The sequence below is a fragment of the Pseudolysinimonas yzui genome, from assembly GCF_014653215.1.
GTDB classification, from domain to species: domain Bacteria; phylum Actinomycetota; class Actinomycetes; order Actinomycetales; family Microbacteriaceae; genus Pseudolysinimonas_A; species Pseudolysinimonas_A yzui.
Genome location: NZ_BNAI01000005.1, coordinates 17,278 through 32,839, shown reverse-complemented (window position 1 = coordinate 32,839; position 15,562 = coordinate 17,278). Strand labels below are relative to the sequence as shown.

Below are 15,562 nucleotides of genomic sequence, written 5' to 3'. Positions count from 1 at the left end.
GTCGAGTAGCGCCGCAGGCGCGTGTCGAGACCCCGAGGCCGGGTTTCGACACGCCGCTTCGCGGCTACTCAACCACCGAGTCTGATCAGCCGACGGAGGAGTCGACTCCCAGCTCGTCGAAGATGCGGCGCAGGTCGGCGACCGTGGCGAAGTCGATCGTGATCGTGCCCTTCGCCGCGCCGAGGGTGATCTTCACCCGGGTGTCGAGCCGATCGCCGAGCCGGTCGGCGAGTTCCGCGAGGTGGGTCTGGCGCTTGCCGGCGACCGGCTTGCTCGACTTCGGCTTGGGCGGGGAGATCACTCCGGCAGCGGCCTCGGCGGCGCGCACCGAGAGGTCTTCGTTGATGATCTTGTCGGCGAGCTTCCGCATGGCGTCTTCGTCGCCCACCGACAGGATCGCGCGAGCGTGCCCTGCGGTGAGCACGCCGGCGGCGACCTTCGTCTGAATGGTCTGGGGCAGACGCAACAGCCGGATGGTGTTGGTGATCTGCGGACGCGAGCGGCCGATGCGGTCGGCGAGCTGCTCCTGCGTGATGCCGAAGTCCTCGAGCAGCTGCTTGTAGGCGGACGCCTCTTCCAGCGGGTTGAGCTGGGCGCGATGGATGTTCTCCAGCAGGGCATCTCGCAGCATCGCCTCGTCGGCGGTGTCTTTGACGACCGCGGGGATGCGCTCGAGCCCGGCGGCCTTCGAGGCGCGGAAGCGCCGCTCGCCCATGATGAGCTCGTACTGCGGTTCGCCGTCGACGGCCCCCGCGCGTGGACGCACCACGATCGGCTGGAGCACCCCGAACTCGCGGATCGAGACGACCAGCTCCTGCAAGGCGTCGGCGTCGAACTCGACGCGCGGCTGCTGCGCGTTGGGGACGATGTCGGTGAGTTCCAGATCCGCGAGGCGGGCCCCGGGCACGGCGACCAGATCGGTGTCGGAGCCGAAGAAGACGTCGACGGGACGGTCGTGGTCCGTTGCCTCCTCGGGGCCGGTCGGGATGAGTGCGCCGATCCCCCGGCCGAGTCCCGTGCGCTTCGGAGGGGCCATCAGGCGACGCTCCGGTGGGCGATCTCGGACGCGGCCTCGCGGTAGGAGAGCGAGCCGGGAGAGTTGCCGTCATAGGTGATGACGCTCTGCCCGTAGCTCGGTGCCTCGGAGATGCGCACCGACCGCGGGATGACGGTGGTGAGCGTCTCGGCCGGGAAGTGCTCGCGCACCTCGTCGACGACCTGGTTGGCCAGATTGGTGCGCGAGTCGTACATGGTCAACAGGATCGTCGACAGTGCGAGCTTCGGGTTCAGGTGGCGCTGGATGAGCTTGATGTTGTCGAGCAGCTGGCTCAGGCCCTCGAGGGCGTAGTACTCGCACTGGATCGGGATGAGCACCTCCCTCGCCGCGACGAAGGCGTTGATCGTCAGCAGGCCCAACGACGGCGGGCAGTCGATGAAGACGTAGTGGTACGGCTCGTCGACTTCGGCGAGGTAGGCCTCGACCGCGGTGCGCAAGCGCTGCTCGCGTGCGACGAGCGAGACCAGCTCGATCTCGGCACCCGCGAGGTGGATGGTGGCGGGCAGGCACCAGAGCCCCGGGAACTCCGGGCTCTGCTGCACGGCATCACGGATCGGAGCGTCGCCGACGATGACGTCGTAGACGCTCTCGACTTCGGCGCGGTGTTCGACCCCGAGCGCCGTGGAGGCGTTGCCCTGCGGGTCGAGGTCGATGACGAGGACGCGGGCTCCGCCCTGCGCCAGAGCCGCGGCGAGGTTGACGGTGGTCGTGGTCTTGCCCACCCCGCCCTTCTGGTTCGCCACGGTGATGATGCGGGTCGCCGGCGGTACCGGGAGCACGGCATCCGCGAGAGCCAGTCGACGGCGGGTGAGCTCGGCGACCTCCTGAGCGAGGGGGGTCGAAGGGTCAAAACTGCTCAACGGATGGTGCCTTTCAACCAATGTTTCACGTGAAACCTAACCGACCGCCGGAGACGGCGGTCGGCGCTGGCGTCGCCGCGAGGCCAGAAATGGCCTCGCTCTATGCTCCAGCGCGCGGAAGATCAGTGACCTACCCTAGCCCGAAAGACCCGGGTGACCTCAGGGACGATCCCCTCGCCGAGGACGAGCACCTCGGGGTTCTGGATGCGCGCCTTCCGCAGCGCCTTCTCGGCGGCCGCCAGCTCGTCCTCGACCCGCGCGCCCTTCATGAAGAGCAGCTCTCCGCCCGGCTTCACCAGGGGTGCGCACAGCGGCACGAGCTTGCTCAACGCCGACACCGCGCGTGCCGTCACCTGATCGAGGAGGGGATCGGGATGGATGTCTTCCGCCCTCCCCCGCACCACCGTCACGTTCGTCAGGCCGAGTCGGTTCGACTCCGCGGTCAGCCAGTCGGTGCGTCGTTCCATCGGCTCGATCAGCACGAGTTCGACATCGGGTCGGGCGATCGCGAGGACCAGACCGGGAAGGCCCGCTCCGCTGCCGACGTCACCGACGCGGCCGGGACGCAGCAGCGGGGCGACGAGAACGCAGTTCACGACGTGGCGGGACCACAGGCGTTCGGCCTCGAGGGGACCGATCAACCCGAGCTCCTCGCCGTACTGGGCGAGGTCGGCGGTGAACGCCCGGGCCGCCTCGATGTGGTCGCCGAACAGCCCTGCCGCGTAAGGGGGCTCTTGCTCGACGATCAATGTTTCACGTGAAACGTCACGTGGCCTTGATCACCGTGTGGCGATCGCGACCCTCACCCTCGGACTCCGAGGTGTAACCCCGCTCCGCGACGATGTCGTGCACGAGCTTGCGCTCGTAGCTCGACATCGGCGGGAGCGACGCCGTCGCGGCACCGCCCTCCAGCCGGGTGATCGCGTGGTCGACGAGCGCGGCGAGTTCGCCGGCGCGGGCATCCCGCGAGCCTCCGATGTCGAGGATCAGCCGCGAGAAGCGGCCGGTGCGGTTCTGCACCGCGAGGCGCGTGAGCTCCTGCAGCGCGGTGACCGTGTCGGGCTTCGAGAGCAACCGCAGGTTCGAGCCGTCGGTGGCCGAGACCGAGAGGTAGGCCCGTCCGCCGCGGGCGTCGATGTCGATGTCGCCGTCGATGTCGGCGATGTCGAGCAGCTCCTCGATGTAGTCGGCGGCGGCATCGCCCTCGTCGATCACGTCTTGCTCCGAGAGCTCCGCCTCGGGAGCGTCAGCGGACTCCCCGAGTTCGGTCTCGGGCATCGGGTTCTCGGTCGTGTCGGTCATCGGCGTCCGCCCTGTTTCTTGGCTCGGTTCTTGCCCACCGGCTGCTGCCGCTGCGCCTTCTTGGGTTCTTCGACGATCTCTTCGAGCATCTCGGCATCCTCGGTCATGCTCTTGCGACGCTTCTTCGCCAGGCGGGCTTCGCGGGCGAGGGCCGCCTCGCTGCCCGGAGTCGGCATGTTCCGGATGACGATGAACTGCTGCACCATCGTCCAGAAGTTCGAGGTGAGCCAGTAGAACATGACGCCGATCGGGAAGGCGAAGCCCGAGAACGCGAACACGAGCGGCAGCAGGTACAGCAGGATGCGCTGCTGCCGGTACATCGGGCTCGCCTTCATCTCGGGCGACTGGTTCTTCGACATGATCTGCAGCTGGGTGATGAACTGCGACGCCGTCATGAGGATGACCATCACGACCGCGATGATGATGACGACGACCTCCACCGGGTCCTGCGCGGCGGCGCTCTGGATGCTGTCGTGCAGCGGGGCGACCCCGAAGAGGGACGCCTTTCCGAACTGCGTGGCCAGCTCCTGGTTGAGCAGGCCGACACCGGCTCGGCCCTGGTTCGCCTCGTTGAGCACCGTGAAGAGACCGAAGAAGATCGGCATCTGGATGAGCAGGGGCAGGCACGACGCGAAGGGGTTGGTGCCGGCCTTCTTGTAGAGATCCATCGTCTCGCGCTGCATCGCCTCGCGCGAGAACTGGTCACGCTTGCCGCGGTACTTGTCCTGGATCTTCTTGAGCTGCGGCGCGACCTCGAGCATCTTGCGCTGGCTCTTGATCTGCCGCACGAAGATCGGGATGAGCGCCGCCCGCACGACGAGCACGAGACCGACGATGGAGAGCACCCAGGTGAGCCCGGCGGCGGGATCCATCCCGAGGGCGGTCAGCAGGGTGTGGAAGCCGACGAGGATCGCCTCGATCGCCTGCTTGATGGGCCACAGCAGGGTGTTGAAGAACGCGAAGATGTCCACTGAGGGTCAGGCCTTTCCGTAGCTCGCCGGAACGACGAAGCCGAAGTCGGTGATGCGATAGCGGGGAACACGGCGTGGCCGAACGTCGTCGACGCCGCCCCTCGCCCACGGGTGGCAGCGCGCGAGGCGCCAGGATCCGAGCGCCACACCCTTGATCACGCCGTGCTGCTGGATCGAGCCCAGGGCGTAGGCGGAGCAGCTCGGGTAGTAGCGGCAGACGTCGCCGTACAGCGGTGAGATCACCGCTCGGTAGGCGCGAAGGATGAGAACGCAGACGTTGCGCGGCAGCAGCCACAGGAAGGTGAGTGCGCGCATCAGGTCGTCGTGGGGGTGTCGAGCACGTGGTGCATGTCGGCGGAGAGACTATCCCAGGACTCCTGCGCACTCCCGGGGAGCACCCGGATGACGACATCCTCGCCCCGGTAGCCGGTGTCGACGAGCGAGCGGCCGAGTGCCCGCAGGCGCCGCCGCACCCGGTTGCGGTGCACGGCGTTGCCGACGGCTTTCGACACGATGACCCCGAAACGCGCGGGCGCTCCGGGGTCGGTGGGAAGGCGGTAGTAGATCGCGGTCGACGTCGTCGCCCGACGTCCCCGTCGCACGGCGGCGCGGAAGTCCGCAGGGAGGACCACCCGGTTCGCCCTGGCGAGCACGGGCTCTTAGGCGGAGAGCTCGGTGCGCCCCTTGCGACGACGGGCGGCCAGGATGGCGCGGCCGGCGCGCGTGTGCATGCGCAGACGGAAGCCGTGCACCTTGGCGCGGCGCCGGTTGTTGGGCTGGAAGGTTCGCTTGGTCATGATTGCTCTCCACGCCCGGCGGCCGAGAGCTTTCGACGGGCCGGGAAGATCAGGTAGTCCCGCGATGGACGCGGGTGAACTGATTAAAGATACGGGCAGCTACCCAGGCGGTCAAACCATCATCCGCTCCGCACACCCGGTTGCCCGCTTCCCGCTCCCGAGAACTAAGGTGAACTGCGGTCGTTCGCACCCGTTCTTGAGAACGACGCATCCCTCGTCCACAGGAATCAGGCCAGTGGATAACCCTGTGCACAACTGTTCCCGCGTTCCAGGATGAAGGCATGAGCGAATCCGATCCGACCCGTGACCTCTGGTCAGCCGTGCTTGCGCAGCTCGGGGCCGACGAGAGGATCACCCCGCAGCTCCACGGTTTCGTGAATCTCGTCGAACCGAAGGGCGTCTTGAACGGGGTGCTCTACCTCGAGGTTCCGAACGAGCTCACGCGCGGGATGCTGGAGCAGCGCATCCGGGTTCCCCTCATCGAGGCGATCACCGGCGCCGCCGAAGACGTCGTCAATTTCGCGATCGTCGTCAATCCCGAGATGCAGGCCGCTACCCTTCCCGCCGTCGCGGACTTCGGTGACGATCTCCCCGTCTCCTCACCCGACCCCACGGCGACGATCGGCGAGATCAACAGCCGGCGCGGAGACTCGCGGCTCAACCCGAAGTACAACTTCGACAACTTCGTCATCGGCGGGTCCAACCGCTTCGCGCACGCCGCCGCGGTCGCGGTCGCCGAAGCGCCGGCAAAGGCCTACAACCCGCTCTTCATCTACGGCGACTCCGGGCTCGGCAAGACCCACCTCCTGCACGCGATCGGCCACTACGCCGAGAACCTCTACACCGGCATCCGGGTGCGGTACGTCTCGAGCGAAGAGTTCACCAACGACTTCATCAACTCGATCCAGAACAACCGCGCGTCGGCGTTCCAGTCCCGCTACCGCGAGATCGACATCCTGCTGATCGACGACATCCAGTTCCTGCAGCGAGCCGTGGAGACGCAGGAGGCGTTCTTCCACACCTTCAACACGCTGCACGACCACAGCAAGCAGGTCGTCATCACGAGCGACGTCGCGCCGAAGTTCCTCACCGGCTTCGAAGACCGGATGCGGTCGCGCTTCGAGTGGGGCCTCATCACCGACGTGCAGGCGCCCGACCTCGAGACGCGCATCGCGATCCTCAGGAAGAAGGCGCAGAGCGAGAAGCTCCAGGTGCCCGACGAGATCCTCGAATTCATGGCGACCAAGGTCTCCAGCAACATCCGCGAACTCGAAGGCACCCTCATCCGCGTCACCGCGTTCGCCAGCCTCAACCGCACGCCGGTCGACTTGGCGCTCGTGCAGACGGTGCTCAAAGACCTCATCACCCTCGACGAAGACAACGTCATCGCGCCGGTCGACATCATCAATCACACGGCCGACTACTTCAAACTCTCCGTCGACGACCTCTACGGCTCGAGCCGCTCCCAGGCCGTCGCGACCGCTCGGCAGATCGCGATGTACCTCTGCCGCGAACTCACCAACCTCTCCCTGCCCAAGATCGGTCAGCTCTTCGGCAACCGCGACCACACCACCGTGATGTACGCGAACAAGAAGATCAGCGAGCTGATGAAAGAGCGTCGCTCGATCTACAACCAGGTCACCGAACTGACGAGCCGCATCAAGCAGAACCAGCGCTACAACAAGATCTGACCCGGATCCGGTCGTCCCCCCGAATGGGGGACTAGACGGAACGGTGCACGATCTGTGATTGCACATGCTGTGGACAGCTTGTGGATAACGTGCTCGACGCGCGGGACGAAGATGTGGATAGTTGCCGCCGACACTGTGGATTCGTCCCCGGGTAGTCGGAGTTCTCCACCGATCGGAGCCGCGCCTTCCACAGCTGTTCTTCAACTCACACCGATGTAGTTCCCCAAGGAAGACTCGCCGCCGGCCCGGTTATCCACATATGAGCATCGGTTAAGAGGATTAACTCTCTCTTCTCCATCTTGCTGTTCGACAACATCTCGACCTCGTCGCGCCACCAGAAACCGCTTGCCCCTTCCTGTGCCAGGATCGATGTGAAATCCTGGCCCACCGGGGTCTCGACCCTTTCGTTGAACAACCCGCAGCGTTGAACCAGCCAGCAGTGTGGACAAGGAGTCCTTCGTGAAGTTCCAGGTCAATCGGGACGTGTTCAGCGAGGCCGTCTCGTTTGCGGTCAAGTTGCTGCCCCAGCGCACGACCCAGCCGATCCTCAGCGGCGTCCTGCTCGAGGCGTCGGAGGGCGCGCTCGTTCTGTCGTCGTTCGACTACGAGGTGTCGTCGCGTGCCGAGATCGCGGCCGACGTCGAAGAGGCCGGCAGCGCGCTCGTCTCCGGCCGGCTGCTCGCCGAGATCGCGAGCCGCCTGCCGAACGCCCCCGTGCAGTTCTCGACCGTCGACGGCAAGATCGCCGTGCAGTGCGGATCTGCGAAGTTCACCCTCGGCAGCATGCCCGTCGAGGAGTACCCGACCCTTCCTCAGGTCGGCGAACGCACCGGGGTTCTGCCCGCGGAAGACTTCGCGGCCGCTGTCGCTCAGGTCACGGTCGCCGCATCCCGCGACGACGTCACCCCGGTCATCACCGGCGTGCAGCTCGAGGTGGGCGACAACAACCTCTCGCTCGTCGCGACCGACCGCTATCGCGTCGCGGTGCGCGAGATCGATTGGGATTCGGGATCGACGACGGCCGAAGGCACGGCCGCCCTCATCCCGGCGCGCACCCTCGCCGAGATCGGTAAGACCTTCGCCCACAGCGGCACCGTGTCGGTGACGATCGCACGCGGCGACGACCGCGAGCTCATCGCGTTCAGCGCCGACAAGAAGACGGTCACCTCACTGCTCATCAAGGGCAACTTCCCGCCGGTCAAGCGCCTCTTCCCCGAGACGGTCGACAACTACGCCGTCGTCAACACCGCCGAGCTCATCGAGGCGACCCGCCGGGTGTCGCTCGTTCTCGAGCGCGAAGCCGCCCTGCGGTTCTCGTTCTCGATCGACGGCGTGACGCTCGAGGCGACCGGTGCCGAGCAGGCGCAGGCGCAGGAGACGATCGAAGGACACCTGCACGGCGAAGACACCGTGGTGTCGCTCAAGCCCGCGTTCCTGCTCGACGGTCTCGGCGCGGTGCACTCGGAGTACGTGCGCATCTCGTTCACGAAGACCGACAATCCCAACAAACCGGGCCCGGTGCTGATCACCAGCCAGTCGTCGAAGGACCAACCCGGCGCCGACAACTACAAGTACCTCCTGCAGCCCAACCTGCTGCTGCGCTGATCGGGGCTCGGTGATGGCCAAGAGCGCCGATCAGAAATCCCGCACGATGCACATCGGGCTCGTCGGCCTGGGCAAGATGGGCGGCAACATGCGCGAGCGCCTGCGGCGCGCCGGGGTCGACGTCACGGGATACGACCCCAACCCCGAGGTCACCGACGTGGCGGATCTCGCCGCCCTCGCCGCGGCCCTGCCGACACCGCGCGTGGTGTGGATCATGGTGCCGTCGGGAGCGATCACCGATCAGGTCATCGCCGATGTCGCCGCCGTGCTCGAGCCGGGTGACTTGGTGATCGACGGTGGCAACTCCCGCTTCACCGACGATGCCGTGCACGCGGCGCAGCTCGCCGAGAAGGGGATCCGCTTCGTCGACTGCGGCGTCTCGGGCGGGGTCTGGGGCCTGAAGAACGGGTACGGACTCATGGCCGGCGGGGAGGCCGCCGACATCCGCGAGTTGCTGCCGGTCTTCGACGCGTTGCGTCCCGAAGGTCCGCGCGCCGAGGGGTTCGTGCACGCCGGACCGGTCGGCGCCGGGCACTACGCGAAGATGGTGCACAACGGCATCGAGTACGCGCTCATGCAGGCGTGGGCAGAGGGCTTCGAACTGATGGATGCCCGCGACGACCTCATCCACGATGTTCCCGGGGTGTTCAAGGCCTGGCAGCGCGGCACGGTCGTGCGCAGCTGGCTGCTCGAGCTGCTGGTGACGGCGCTGGAAGAGGATCCCGAGTTCGCCGACATCGAGGGCTACGTCGAGGATTCCGGCGAAGGTCGCTGGACGGTGCACGACGCTCTCGATCACGCGGTTCCGGTGCCGACGATCAGCGCGGCGATCTTCGCCCGTTTCGTGTCGCGGCAGAAGGACTCCCCGTCGATGAAGGCCGTCGCCGCCCTGCGGAAGCAGTTCGGTGGCCACGCGGTCCGCAAGGCGTGATCGTCACCCACCTGTCGCTCACCGACTTCCGCAACTACCAGGAGGCGGAAGTCGACCTGGTGGCCGGGCCGAACCTGTTCGTCGGCAGCAACGGTCAGGGCAAGACCAACCTGGTCGAGGCGATCGGCTACCTCAGCACGCTGGGGTCGCACCGGGTCGCGACGGATCAGGCCCTCATCCGCGCGGGGCAGGATGCCGCGATCGTGCGGGCCCGGCTCGAACACGCCGGCCGGTCGGTGCTCGTCGAGGTGCAGCTCAACCGCTCGTCGGCGAACCGGGCTCAGGTGAACCGGGTCGCCGCGAAGCCGCGCGATCTGCCGCGCTACGCGCCGAGCGTGTTGTTCGCCCCGGAAGACCTGGCGCTCGTGCGCGGCGATCCCGGCGGTCGCCGGCGCTACCTCGACCAGTTGCTGGTGCTGCTCTCGCCGCGCCTCGCGGGGGTGCTCGGCGACTACGACCGGGTACTGCGGCAGCGCACGACGCTGTTGAAGTCGGTGCGCGCGGCCCGCGTCGCGGAGTCGCAGCTCTCGACACTCGAGGTGTGGGATGAGCGACTCGCCGCCCTCGGCAGCGAGATCATCGTCGAGCGCTCCGCGCTGATCGACCGCATCCGCCCGCACGTGGCCGACGCCTATCGCCGCATCGCGGGCGACGACCATGTGGCCGACCTGGGTGCCCGGCTCAGCATCCTGGGCGACGCCGGCTCCGCCGGCGACGACGACACCGAGGATGCCGGCGCCGCGACCACCGCGCTCGCGCCGACCGAGGTGCGCGAGGCGTTCACCGCGGCCCTCGCACGGGTCAGGCGGCAGGAGCTGGATCGCGGGCTCACCCTGGTGGGCCCGCACCGTGACGATCTCGTGCTCACGCTCAACGGACTTCCCGCGAAGGGCTACGCGAGCCACGGCGAGTCGTGGTCGTTCGCGCTCGCGCTCAAACTCGCGGCCGCCGCGACGCTGCGGGCCGACTCTCCACTCGGCGATCCGGTCGTGATCCTCGACGACGTGTTCGCCGAGCTCGACCAGATCCGCCGCGGCCGGCTCGCCGGTGCGATCGCCGACTACGAGCAGGTGCTCATCACCGCCGCCGTGCTCGACGACGTGCCCGACGCGCTGCGCGCGCACACGGTCCGCATCCAGGCCGGGCGCATCGTGGAGCCTGGGGAGGACGCGTGAGCGACGGCGAGGCGAAGGTGCCCGAGCACATCGCCGTCTACCGCCGGCTTCGGCGCCTGTTCGGCAACCCCGAGCTGCGCACCGCCGACGGCCGCCGCCGGCGTCGAGCGGCTGACGCCGCGGCGAGCGAGCCCTACGGGCTCGGCCGGGACCCCCGCGGCGTGGGCGACGTGCTCGCCGGGGTCGCCGCGGCGCGCGGCTGGGAGTCGCCGCTGGCGCGGGCGGAGCTCCTGGCGAGCTGGCCCGAGATCGTCGGCGCCGACACCGCGGCGCACACCTCGCCCGTGGGAATCGAGAACGGCATCCTGACGGTTCAATGCGACTCGACGGCGTGGGCGCAGCAGTTGCGACTCATGTCGGCGACCGTGCTCAACAGCATCGCCGAGCGCTTCCCGGCCGCCGGCGTCGAGACGGCACGCTTTCTCGCACCCCACGCCCCCTCCTGGAAACACGGCCCCAAGGCCGTTCCGGGGCGCGGTCCACGCGATACCTACGGCTGACAAGGCAAATCTGGTCGACTGCCTGCGGAAAAGCCCGCAGATCGCCGAATCGCCCGATTTCGACCGTCTTCGCGGGATAGAATCGAGGCACCCTCGCCGCCCGTGTTTCGGTGGTTGAGATCGACCCCGGCAGGAGCCACCTCCCCATGAGTCCCACCCCGCGTCAGGGCGCGTCCGACGCGAACTACGGCGCAGCCGACATCCAGGTGCTCGAAGGCCTCGAGGCCGTGCGCAAGCGACCCGGAATGTACATCGGTTCCACCGGTCCGCGCGGCCTGCATCACCTCGTGTACGAGATCGTCGACAACGCGGTGGATGAGGCGCTCGCCGGCTACTGCGACCGCATCGAGGTCACGATCCTCGCCAACGGCGGGTTGCGGGTCGTCGACAACGGCCGCGGCATCCCGGTCGACATGCACCCGGTCGAGAAGAAGTCGACCGTCGAGGTCGTGCTGACGATCCTGCACGCCGGCGGCAAGTTCGGCGGCAGCGGCTACGCGGTCTCCGGCGGCCTCCACGGCGTCGGCTCGAGCGTCGTCAACGCGCTCTCGTCACGCCTCGAGGTCGAGGTGTACCGCCAGGGCAACGTCTACCGCCAGGGCTACAAGATCGGCGTGCCCGACGCGCCCCTGAAGAAGATGGAGGCGTCGGATCTGACCGGCACGACCATCACCTTCTGGCCCAACGCCGACATCTTCGAGACCGTCGAGTTCGACTACGAGACCCTGCGCAATCGCTTTCAGCAGATGGCGTTCCTCAACAAGGGCCTCACGATCGAGCTCACCGACGAACGTCCCACCGACGACGACGAGGCGCCGCGCCACGACGTCTTCCTCTACGAGCGCGGACTTGTCGACTACGTCGAGCACCTCAACTCGACGAAGAAGACGGATGTCATCCACGCCGAGATCATCTCGTTCGAGTCCGAAGACACCGAGCGCCGCATCGCCCTCGAAGTGGCGATGCAGTGGACCACCTCGTATTCCGAGAGCGTGCACACCTACGCCAACACGATCAACACGCACGAGGGCGGCACCCACGAAGAGGGATTCCGGGCGGCGCTCACCACGCTCGTCAACAAGTACGCCCGCGAAAAGGGCCTGCTGAAGGACAAGGACGAGAACCTCTCCGGCGACGACGTGCGCGAGGGCCTCACCGCCGTCATCTCGATCAAACTCGGCGAGCCGCAGTTCGAAGGCCAGACGAAGACCAAGCTCGGCAACACCGAGGCGAAGTCGTTCGTGCAGCGCGTCGTCGGCGACATGCTCACCGACTGGTTCGAGCGCAACCCCAACCAGGCGCGTGACGTGATCCGCAAGTCGATCCAGGCCGCGATGGCTCGCCTCGCCGCCCGCAAGGCCCGCGAGCAGACGCGGCGCAAGGGCCTGCTCGAGGGCGGCGGCATGCCCGGGAAGCTGAAGGACTGCTCGAGCCGTGACCCCAGCCTGAGCGAGATCTTCCTCGTCGAGGGCGACTCGGCCGGCGGCTCCGCCGTGCAGGGCCGCAACCCCGAGACGCAGGCGATCCTGCCGCTGCGCGGCAAGATCCTCAACGTCGAGAAGGCCCGTCTCGACCGGGCGCTCGGCAACGCCGAGATCCAGGCGATGATCACCGCGTTCGGCACGGGCATCGGCGAAGACTTCGACGGCGAGAAGGCCCGCTATCACAAGATCGTGCTGATGGCGGATGCCGACGTCGACGGTCAGCACATCACGACGCTCATGCTCACCCTGCTGTTCCGCTACATGCGGCCGCTGATCGAGATGGGCTACGTCTACCTCGCGCAGCCGCCGCTGTACCGGCTGAAGTGGTCCAACGCCGAGCACGACTACGTGTACTCCGACCGCGAGCGCGACGCCTTCCTCGAGGCGGGCATCGCGGCGGGCAAGCGCATCCCGAAAGAGAACGGGGTGCAGCGATACAAGGGTCTCGGCGAGATGAACCACCAGGAGCTGTGGGACACCACGATGAACCCCGCGAGCCGCACCCTGTTGCAGGTCACCCTCGACGACGCGGCGATCGCCGACGGGGTGTTCTCGACCCTCATGGGCGACGACGTCGAGTCTCGGCGCAACTTCATCCAGCAGAACGCCAAAGACGTTAGGTTCCTCGATATCTGATGGCTGATCTCACCGACGCCGGCCTCGACCCCGACCGGCACGACAAGATCGAGCAGGTCGACCTCCAGCTCGAGATGCAGCGGTCGTACCTCGACTACGCGATGAGCGTCATCGTCGGGCGCGCGCTGCCCGACGTGCGCGACGGCCTGAAGCCCGTGCACCGCCGCATCGTCTACACGATGTACGACGGCGGCTACCGGCCCGACCGCTCGTTCTCGAAGTCGATGCGCGTCGTCGGCGACGTCATGGGGCAGTTCCACCCGCACGGCGACAGCCCGGTGTACGACGCGCTCGTGCGTCTCGTGCAGCCGTGGTCGCTGCGCTACCCGCTCGCGCTCGGCCAGGGCAACTTCGGCTCCCCCGGCAACGACGGCGCCGCGGCCCCTCGGTACACCGAGACCAAGATGGCGCCGCTCGCGATGGAGCTGGTGCGCGACATCGACGAGAACACCGTCGACTTCCAGGAGAACTACGACGGCCGCACGCAGGAGCCGACGGTGCTCCCGGCGCGGTTCCCGAACCTGCTGGTCAACGGATCCGTCGGCATCGCGGTCGGAATGGCGACCAACATCCCGCCGCACAACCTGCGCGAGGTCTCGGCCGCCGCGCTCTGGGCTCTCGAGAACCCCGAGGCCTCCCGCGAGGAGCTGCTCGAGGCGATCATCCAGCGCGTCAAGGGCCCCGACTTCCCGACCGGCGCGCAGATCCTCGGGCTCAAAGGCATCCAGGACGCCTACCGCACGGGCCGCGGATCGATCACGATGCGCGCGGTCGTCAGTGTCGAAGAGCTGCAGGGCCGCACCTGCCTCGTCGTCACCGAGCTGCCGTACCAGGTCAACCCCGACAACCTCGCGATCAAGATCGCCGACCTGGTCAAAGAGGGCAAGCTCAGCGGCATCGCCGACATCCGCGACGAGACCTCGGGCCGCACCGGTCAGCGCCTCGTCATCGTGCTCAAGCGCGACGCGGTCGCGAAGGTCGTGCTCAACAACCTCTACAAGCACACCCAGCTGCAGGAGAACTTCGGCGCCAACATGCTGGCGATCGTCGACGGGGTGCCGCGCACCCTGCCGATCGACGGGTTCATCACGCTGTGGATCGCGCACCAGATCGAAGTGATCGTGCGGCGCACTCAGTTCCGGCTCGACAAGGCCGAAGCGGATGCGCACATCCAGCGCGGCTACGCGAAGGCCCTCGACGCCCTCGACGAGGTCATCGCCCTCATCCGTCGCTCGCCCGATGTCGACGAGGCGCGCAAGGGCCTCATCAAGCTGCTGAAGATCGACGAGCTGCAGGCCGACGCCATCCTCGCGTTGCAGCTGCGCCGGCTCGCCGCGCTCGAACGCCAGAAGATCTTCGACCGCCTCGCCGAACTCGAGAGCGAGATCAAGGAATACAAGTCGATCCTCGCGAGCGAGACGCGGCAGCGCGAGATCATCATCACCGAGCTCGGCGACATCGTCGCGAAGTTCGGCGACGATCGGCGCACCGAGATCCTGATGGGCTTCGACGGCGACATGAGCGTCGAAGACCTCATCCCCGAGGAAGAGATGGTCATCACCATCACCCGCGGCGGATACATCAAGCGCACCCGCAGCGACAACTACCGCTCGCAGCACCGCGGTGGCCGCGGGGTGCGCGGCGCACAGCTGCGGGCGGATGACGTCGTCGAGCACTTCTTCGTCACGACGACCCACCACTGGTTGTTGTTCTTCACCAACACCGGCCGGGTGTACCGGGCGAAGGCCTACGAGGTGCAGGAGGCCGGCCGCGATGCGAAGGGTCAGCACGTCGCGAACCTGCTCGCCCTGCAACCCGACGAGCAGATCGCGCAGGTGCTCGACATCCGCGACTACTCGGTCGCGACCTACCTCGTGCTCGCCACCCGCGGCGGTCTCGTGAAGAAGACCGCGCTCACCGAGTACGACACCAACCGCACCGGTGGCATCATCGCGATCAACCTCCGCGAGGGCGACGAGCTGGTGTCGGCGCTGCTCGTCGAAGACGGCACCGACGTGCTGCTGGTCTCGCGGCACGGCATGTCGATCCGCTTCACGGCGTCGGATGCCGCGATGCGTCCGATGGGACGCTCGACCTCCGGCGTGATCGGGATGCACTTCCGCGGCGACGACTCGCTGCTGTCGGCATCCGTGGTGGGGGAACAGGGCTACGTGTTCGTGGTCACCGAGGGCGGGTACGCCAAGCGCACCGCCGTCGACCAGTACCGCCTGCAGAACCGCGGCGGGCTCGGCATCAAGGTCGCGAAGCTCAGCGAGACCCGCGGCGACCTCGCCGGGGCGCTCATCGTGGAAGAAGACGACGAAGTGCTCGTCGTGCTCGCCGGCGGCAAGGTCGTACGTTCAGCTGTTGCCGAGGTTCCCGCCAAGGGGCGGGATACGATGGGCGTCGTCTTCGCCCGTTTCGACGACGACGACAAGATCATCGCGATCGCGAAGAACAGCGAACGCAACATCGAGACCGCTGACGAAGCCGAAGCGGTGGACGGCAGCACCGAAACCGCCCCCGCGGCCGACGGAGAGAACCAGGAGTAGC

General features: G+C 67.4%; 15 protein-coding genes. 7 read left to right on the top strand and 8 right to left on the bottom strand.

Going from position 1 to position 15,562, the window contains the following annotated elements; genetic code table 11:
* Positions 1–85: 85 nt before the first annotated feature.
* The 8 genes from IE173_RS11590 to rpmH form a co-directional block, all read right to left on the bottom strand.
* The gene (locus tag IE173_RS11590; RefSeq protein WP_191283659.1) at positions 86–1,036 is read right to left on the bottom strand and encodes a ParB/RepB/Spo0J family partition protein; all 951 of its coding nucleotides are present in this window, start codon (positions 1,034–1,036) and stop codon (positions 86–88) included.
* On the bottom strand, positions 1,036–1,917 hold the full coding sequence (locus tag IE173_RS11585) for a ParA family protein (protein WP_191283658.1): 882 nt from the start codon (positions 1,915–1,917) through the stop codon (positions 1,036–1,038). Before IE173_RS11585 ends, IE173_RS11590 begins: the two co-directional genes overlap by 1 nt.
* Positions 1,918–2,039: 122 nt before the next feature.
* The gene (gene rsmG / locus IE173_RS11580; RefSeq protein WP_191283657.1) at positions 2,040–2,666 is read right to left on the bottom strand and encodes a 16S rRNA (guanine(527)-N(7))-methyltransferase RsmG; all 627 of its coding nucleotides are present in this window, start codon (positions 2,664–2,666) and stop codon (positions 2,040–2,042) included.
* A gap of 16 nt (positions 2,667–2,682) precedes the next feature.
* The gene (locus IE173_RS11575) at positions 2,683–3,219 is read right to left on the bottom strand and encodes a Jag family protein (protein ID WP_191283656.1); all 537 of its coding nucleotides are present in this window, start codon (positions 3,217–3,219) and stop codon (positions 2,683–2,685) included.
* The gene (gene yidC / locus IE173_RS11570) at positions 3,216–4,190 is read right to left on the bottom strand and encodes a membrane protein insertase YidC (RefSeq protein WP_191283655.1); all 975 of its coding nucleotides are present in this window, start codon (positions 4,188–4,190) and stop codon (positions 3,216–3,218) included. Before yidC ends, IE173_RS11575 begins: the two co-directional genes overlap by 4 nt.
* A 6-nt stretch (positions 4,191–4,196) precedes the next feature.
* Entirely contained in the window at positions 4,197–4,505 is a 309-nt protein-coding gene (gene yidD, locus IE173_RS11565) for a membrane protein insertion efficiency factor YidD (RefSeq protein ID WP_191283654.1), read from the bottom strand.
* Positions 4,505–4,822, bottom strand: a complete 318-nt coding sequence (gene rnpA, locus IE173_RS11560; protein WP_229842066.1) for a ribonuclease P protein component — start codon at positions 4,820–4,822, stop codon at positions 4,505–4,507. The genes yidD and rnpA overlap by 1 nt, the downstream gene beginning before the upstream one ends.
* A 27-nt stretch (positions 4,823–4,849) precedes the next feature.
* The gene (rpmH, locus tag IE173_RS11555) at positions 4,850–4,987 is read right to left on the bottom strand and encodes a 50S ribosomal protein L34 (RefSeq protein WP_191283652.1); all 138 of its coding nucleotides are present in this window, start codon (positions 4,985–4,987) and stop codon (positions 4,850–4,852) included.
* A 281-nt stretch (positions 4,988–5,268) separates the two neighbouring features.
* Between rpmH and dnaA the strand changes: the two genes are divergently transcribed.
* From dnaA to gyrA, 7 genes are all read left to right on the top strand, one after another.
* A complete protein-coding gene (gene dnaA / locus IE173_RS11550; protein WP_191283651.1) occupies positions 5,269–6,678 on the top strand; it encodes a chromosomal replication initiator protein DnaA in 1,410 nt (469 codons plus the stop codon).
* Between the two features lie 459 nt (positions 6,679–7,137).
* The gene (gene dnaN, locus IE173_RS11545) at positions 7,138–8,283 is read left to right on the top strand and encodes a DNA polymerase III subunit beta (RefSeq protein WP_191283650.1); all 1,146 of its coding nucleotides are present in this window, start codon (positions 7,138–7,140) and stop codon (positions 8,281–8,283) included.
* 13 nt (positions 8,284–8,296) lie between these two features.
* Positions 8,297–9,214: a phosphogluconate dehydrogenase (NAD(+)-dependent, decarboxylating) gene (gene gnd, locus IE173_RS11540; RefSeq protein ID WP_268248915.1), complete on the top strand. Its 918-nt coding sequence runs from the start codon at positions 8,297–8,299 to the stop codon at positions 9,212–9,214.
* Positions 9,211–10,389 carry a DNA replication/repair protein RecF gene (gene recF, locus IE173_RS11535; protein ID WP_191283649.1) on the top strand — a complete coding sequence of 393 codons (1,179 nt, stop codon included), beginning with the start codon at positions 9,211–9,213 and terminating at the stop codon, positions 10,387–10,389. Before gnd ends, recF begins: the two co-directional genes overlap by 4 nt.
* A complete protein-coding gene (locus tag IE173_RS11530) occupies positions 10,386–10,889 on the top strand; it encodes a DciA family protein (protein WP_191283648.1) in 504 nt (167 codons plus the stop codon). The genes recF and IE173_RS11530 overlap by 4 nt, the downstream gene beginning before the upstream one ends.
* Positions 10,890–11,035: 146 nt before the next feature.
* Entirely contained in the window at positions 11,036–13,009 is a 1,974-nt protein-coding gene (gyrB, locus tag IE173_RS11525; protein WP_191283647.1) for a DNA topoisomerase (ATP-hydrolyzing) subunit B, read from the top strand.
* Positions 13,009–15,561, top strand: coding sequence for a DNA gyrase subunit A (gyrA, locus tag IE173_RS11520; RefSeq protein WP_191283646.1), 2,553 nt, complete (start codon positions 13,009–13,011; stop codon positions 15,559–15,561). Before gyrB ends, gyrA begins: the two co-directional genes overlap by 1 nt.
* Position 15,562 lies beyond the last annotated feature (1 nt).

Coding starts and splice junctions, on each gene's coding strand:
- IE173_RS11590 (WP_191283659.1), bottom strand. CDS start 1,036: ATGGCCCCTCCGAAGCGCACGGGACTCGGCCGGGGGATCGGCGCACTC.
- IE173_RS11575 (WP_191283656.1), bottom strand. CDS start 3,219: ATGACCGACACGACCGAGAACCCGATGCCCGAGACCGAACTCGGGGAG.
- yidD (WP_191283654.1), bottom strand. CDS start 4,505: ATGCGCGCACTCACCTTCCTGTGGCTGCTGCCGCGCAACGTCTGCGTT.
- rpmH (WP_191283652.1), bottom strand. CDS start 4,987: ATGACCAAGCGAACCTTCCAGCCCAACAACCGGCGCCGCGCCAAGGTG.
- dnaA (WP_191283651.1), top strand. CDS start 5,269: ATGAGCGAATCCGATCCGACCCGTGACCTCTGGTCAGCCGTGCTTGCG.
- gnd (WP_268248915.1), top strand. CDS start 8,297: ATGGCCAAGAGCGCCGATCAGAAATCCCGCACGATGCACATCGGGCTC.
- gyrB (WP_191283647.1), top strand. CDS start 11,036: ATGAGTCCCACCCCGCGTCAGGGCGCGTCCGACGCGAACTACGGCGCA.
- gyrA (WP_191283646.1), top strand. CDS start 13,009: ATGGCTGATCTCACCGACGCCGGCCTCGACCCCGACCGGCACGACAAG.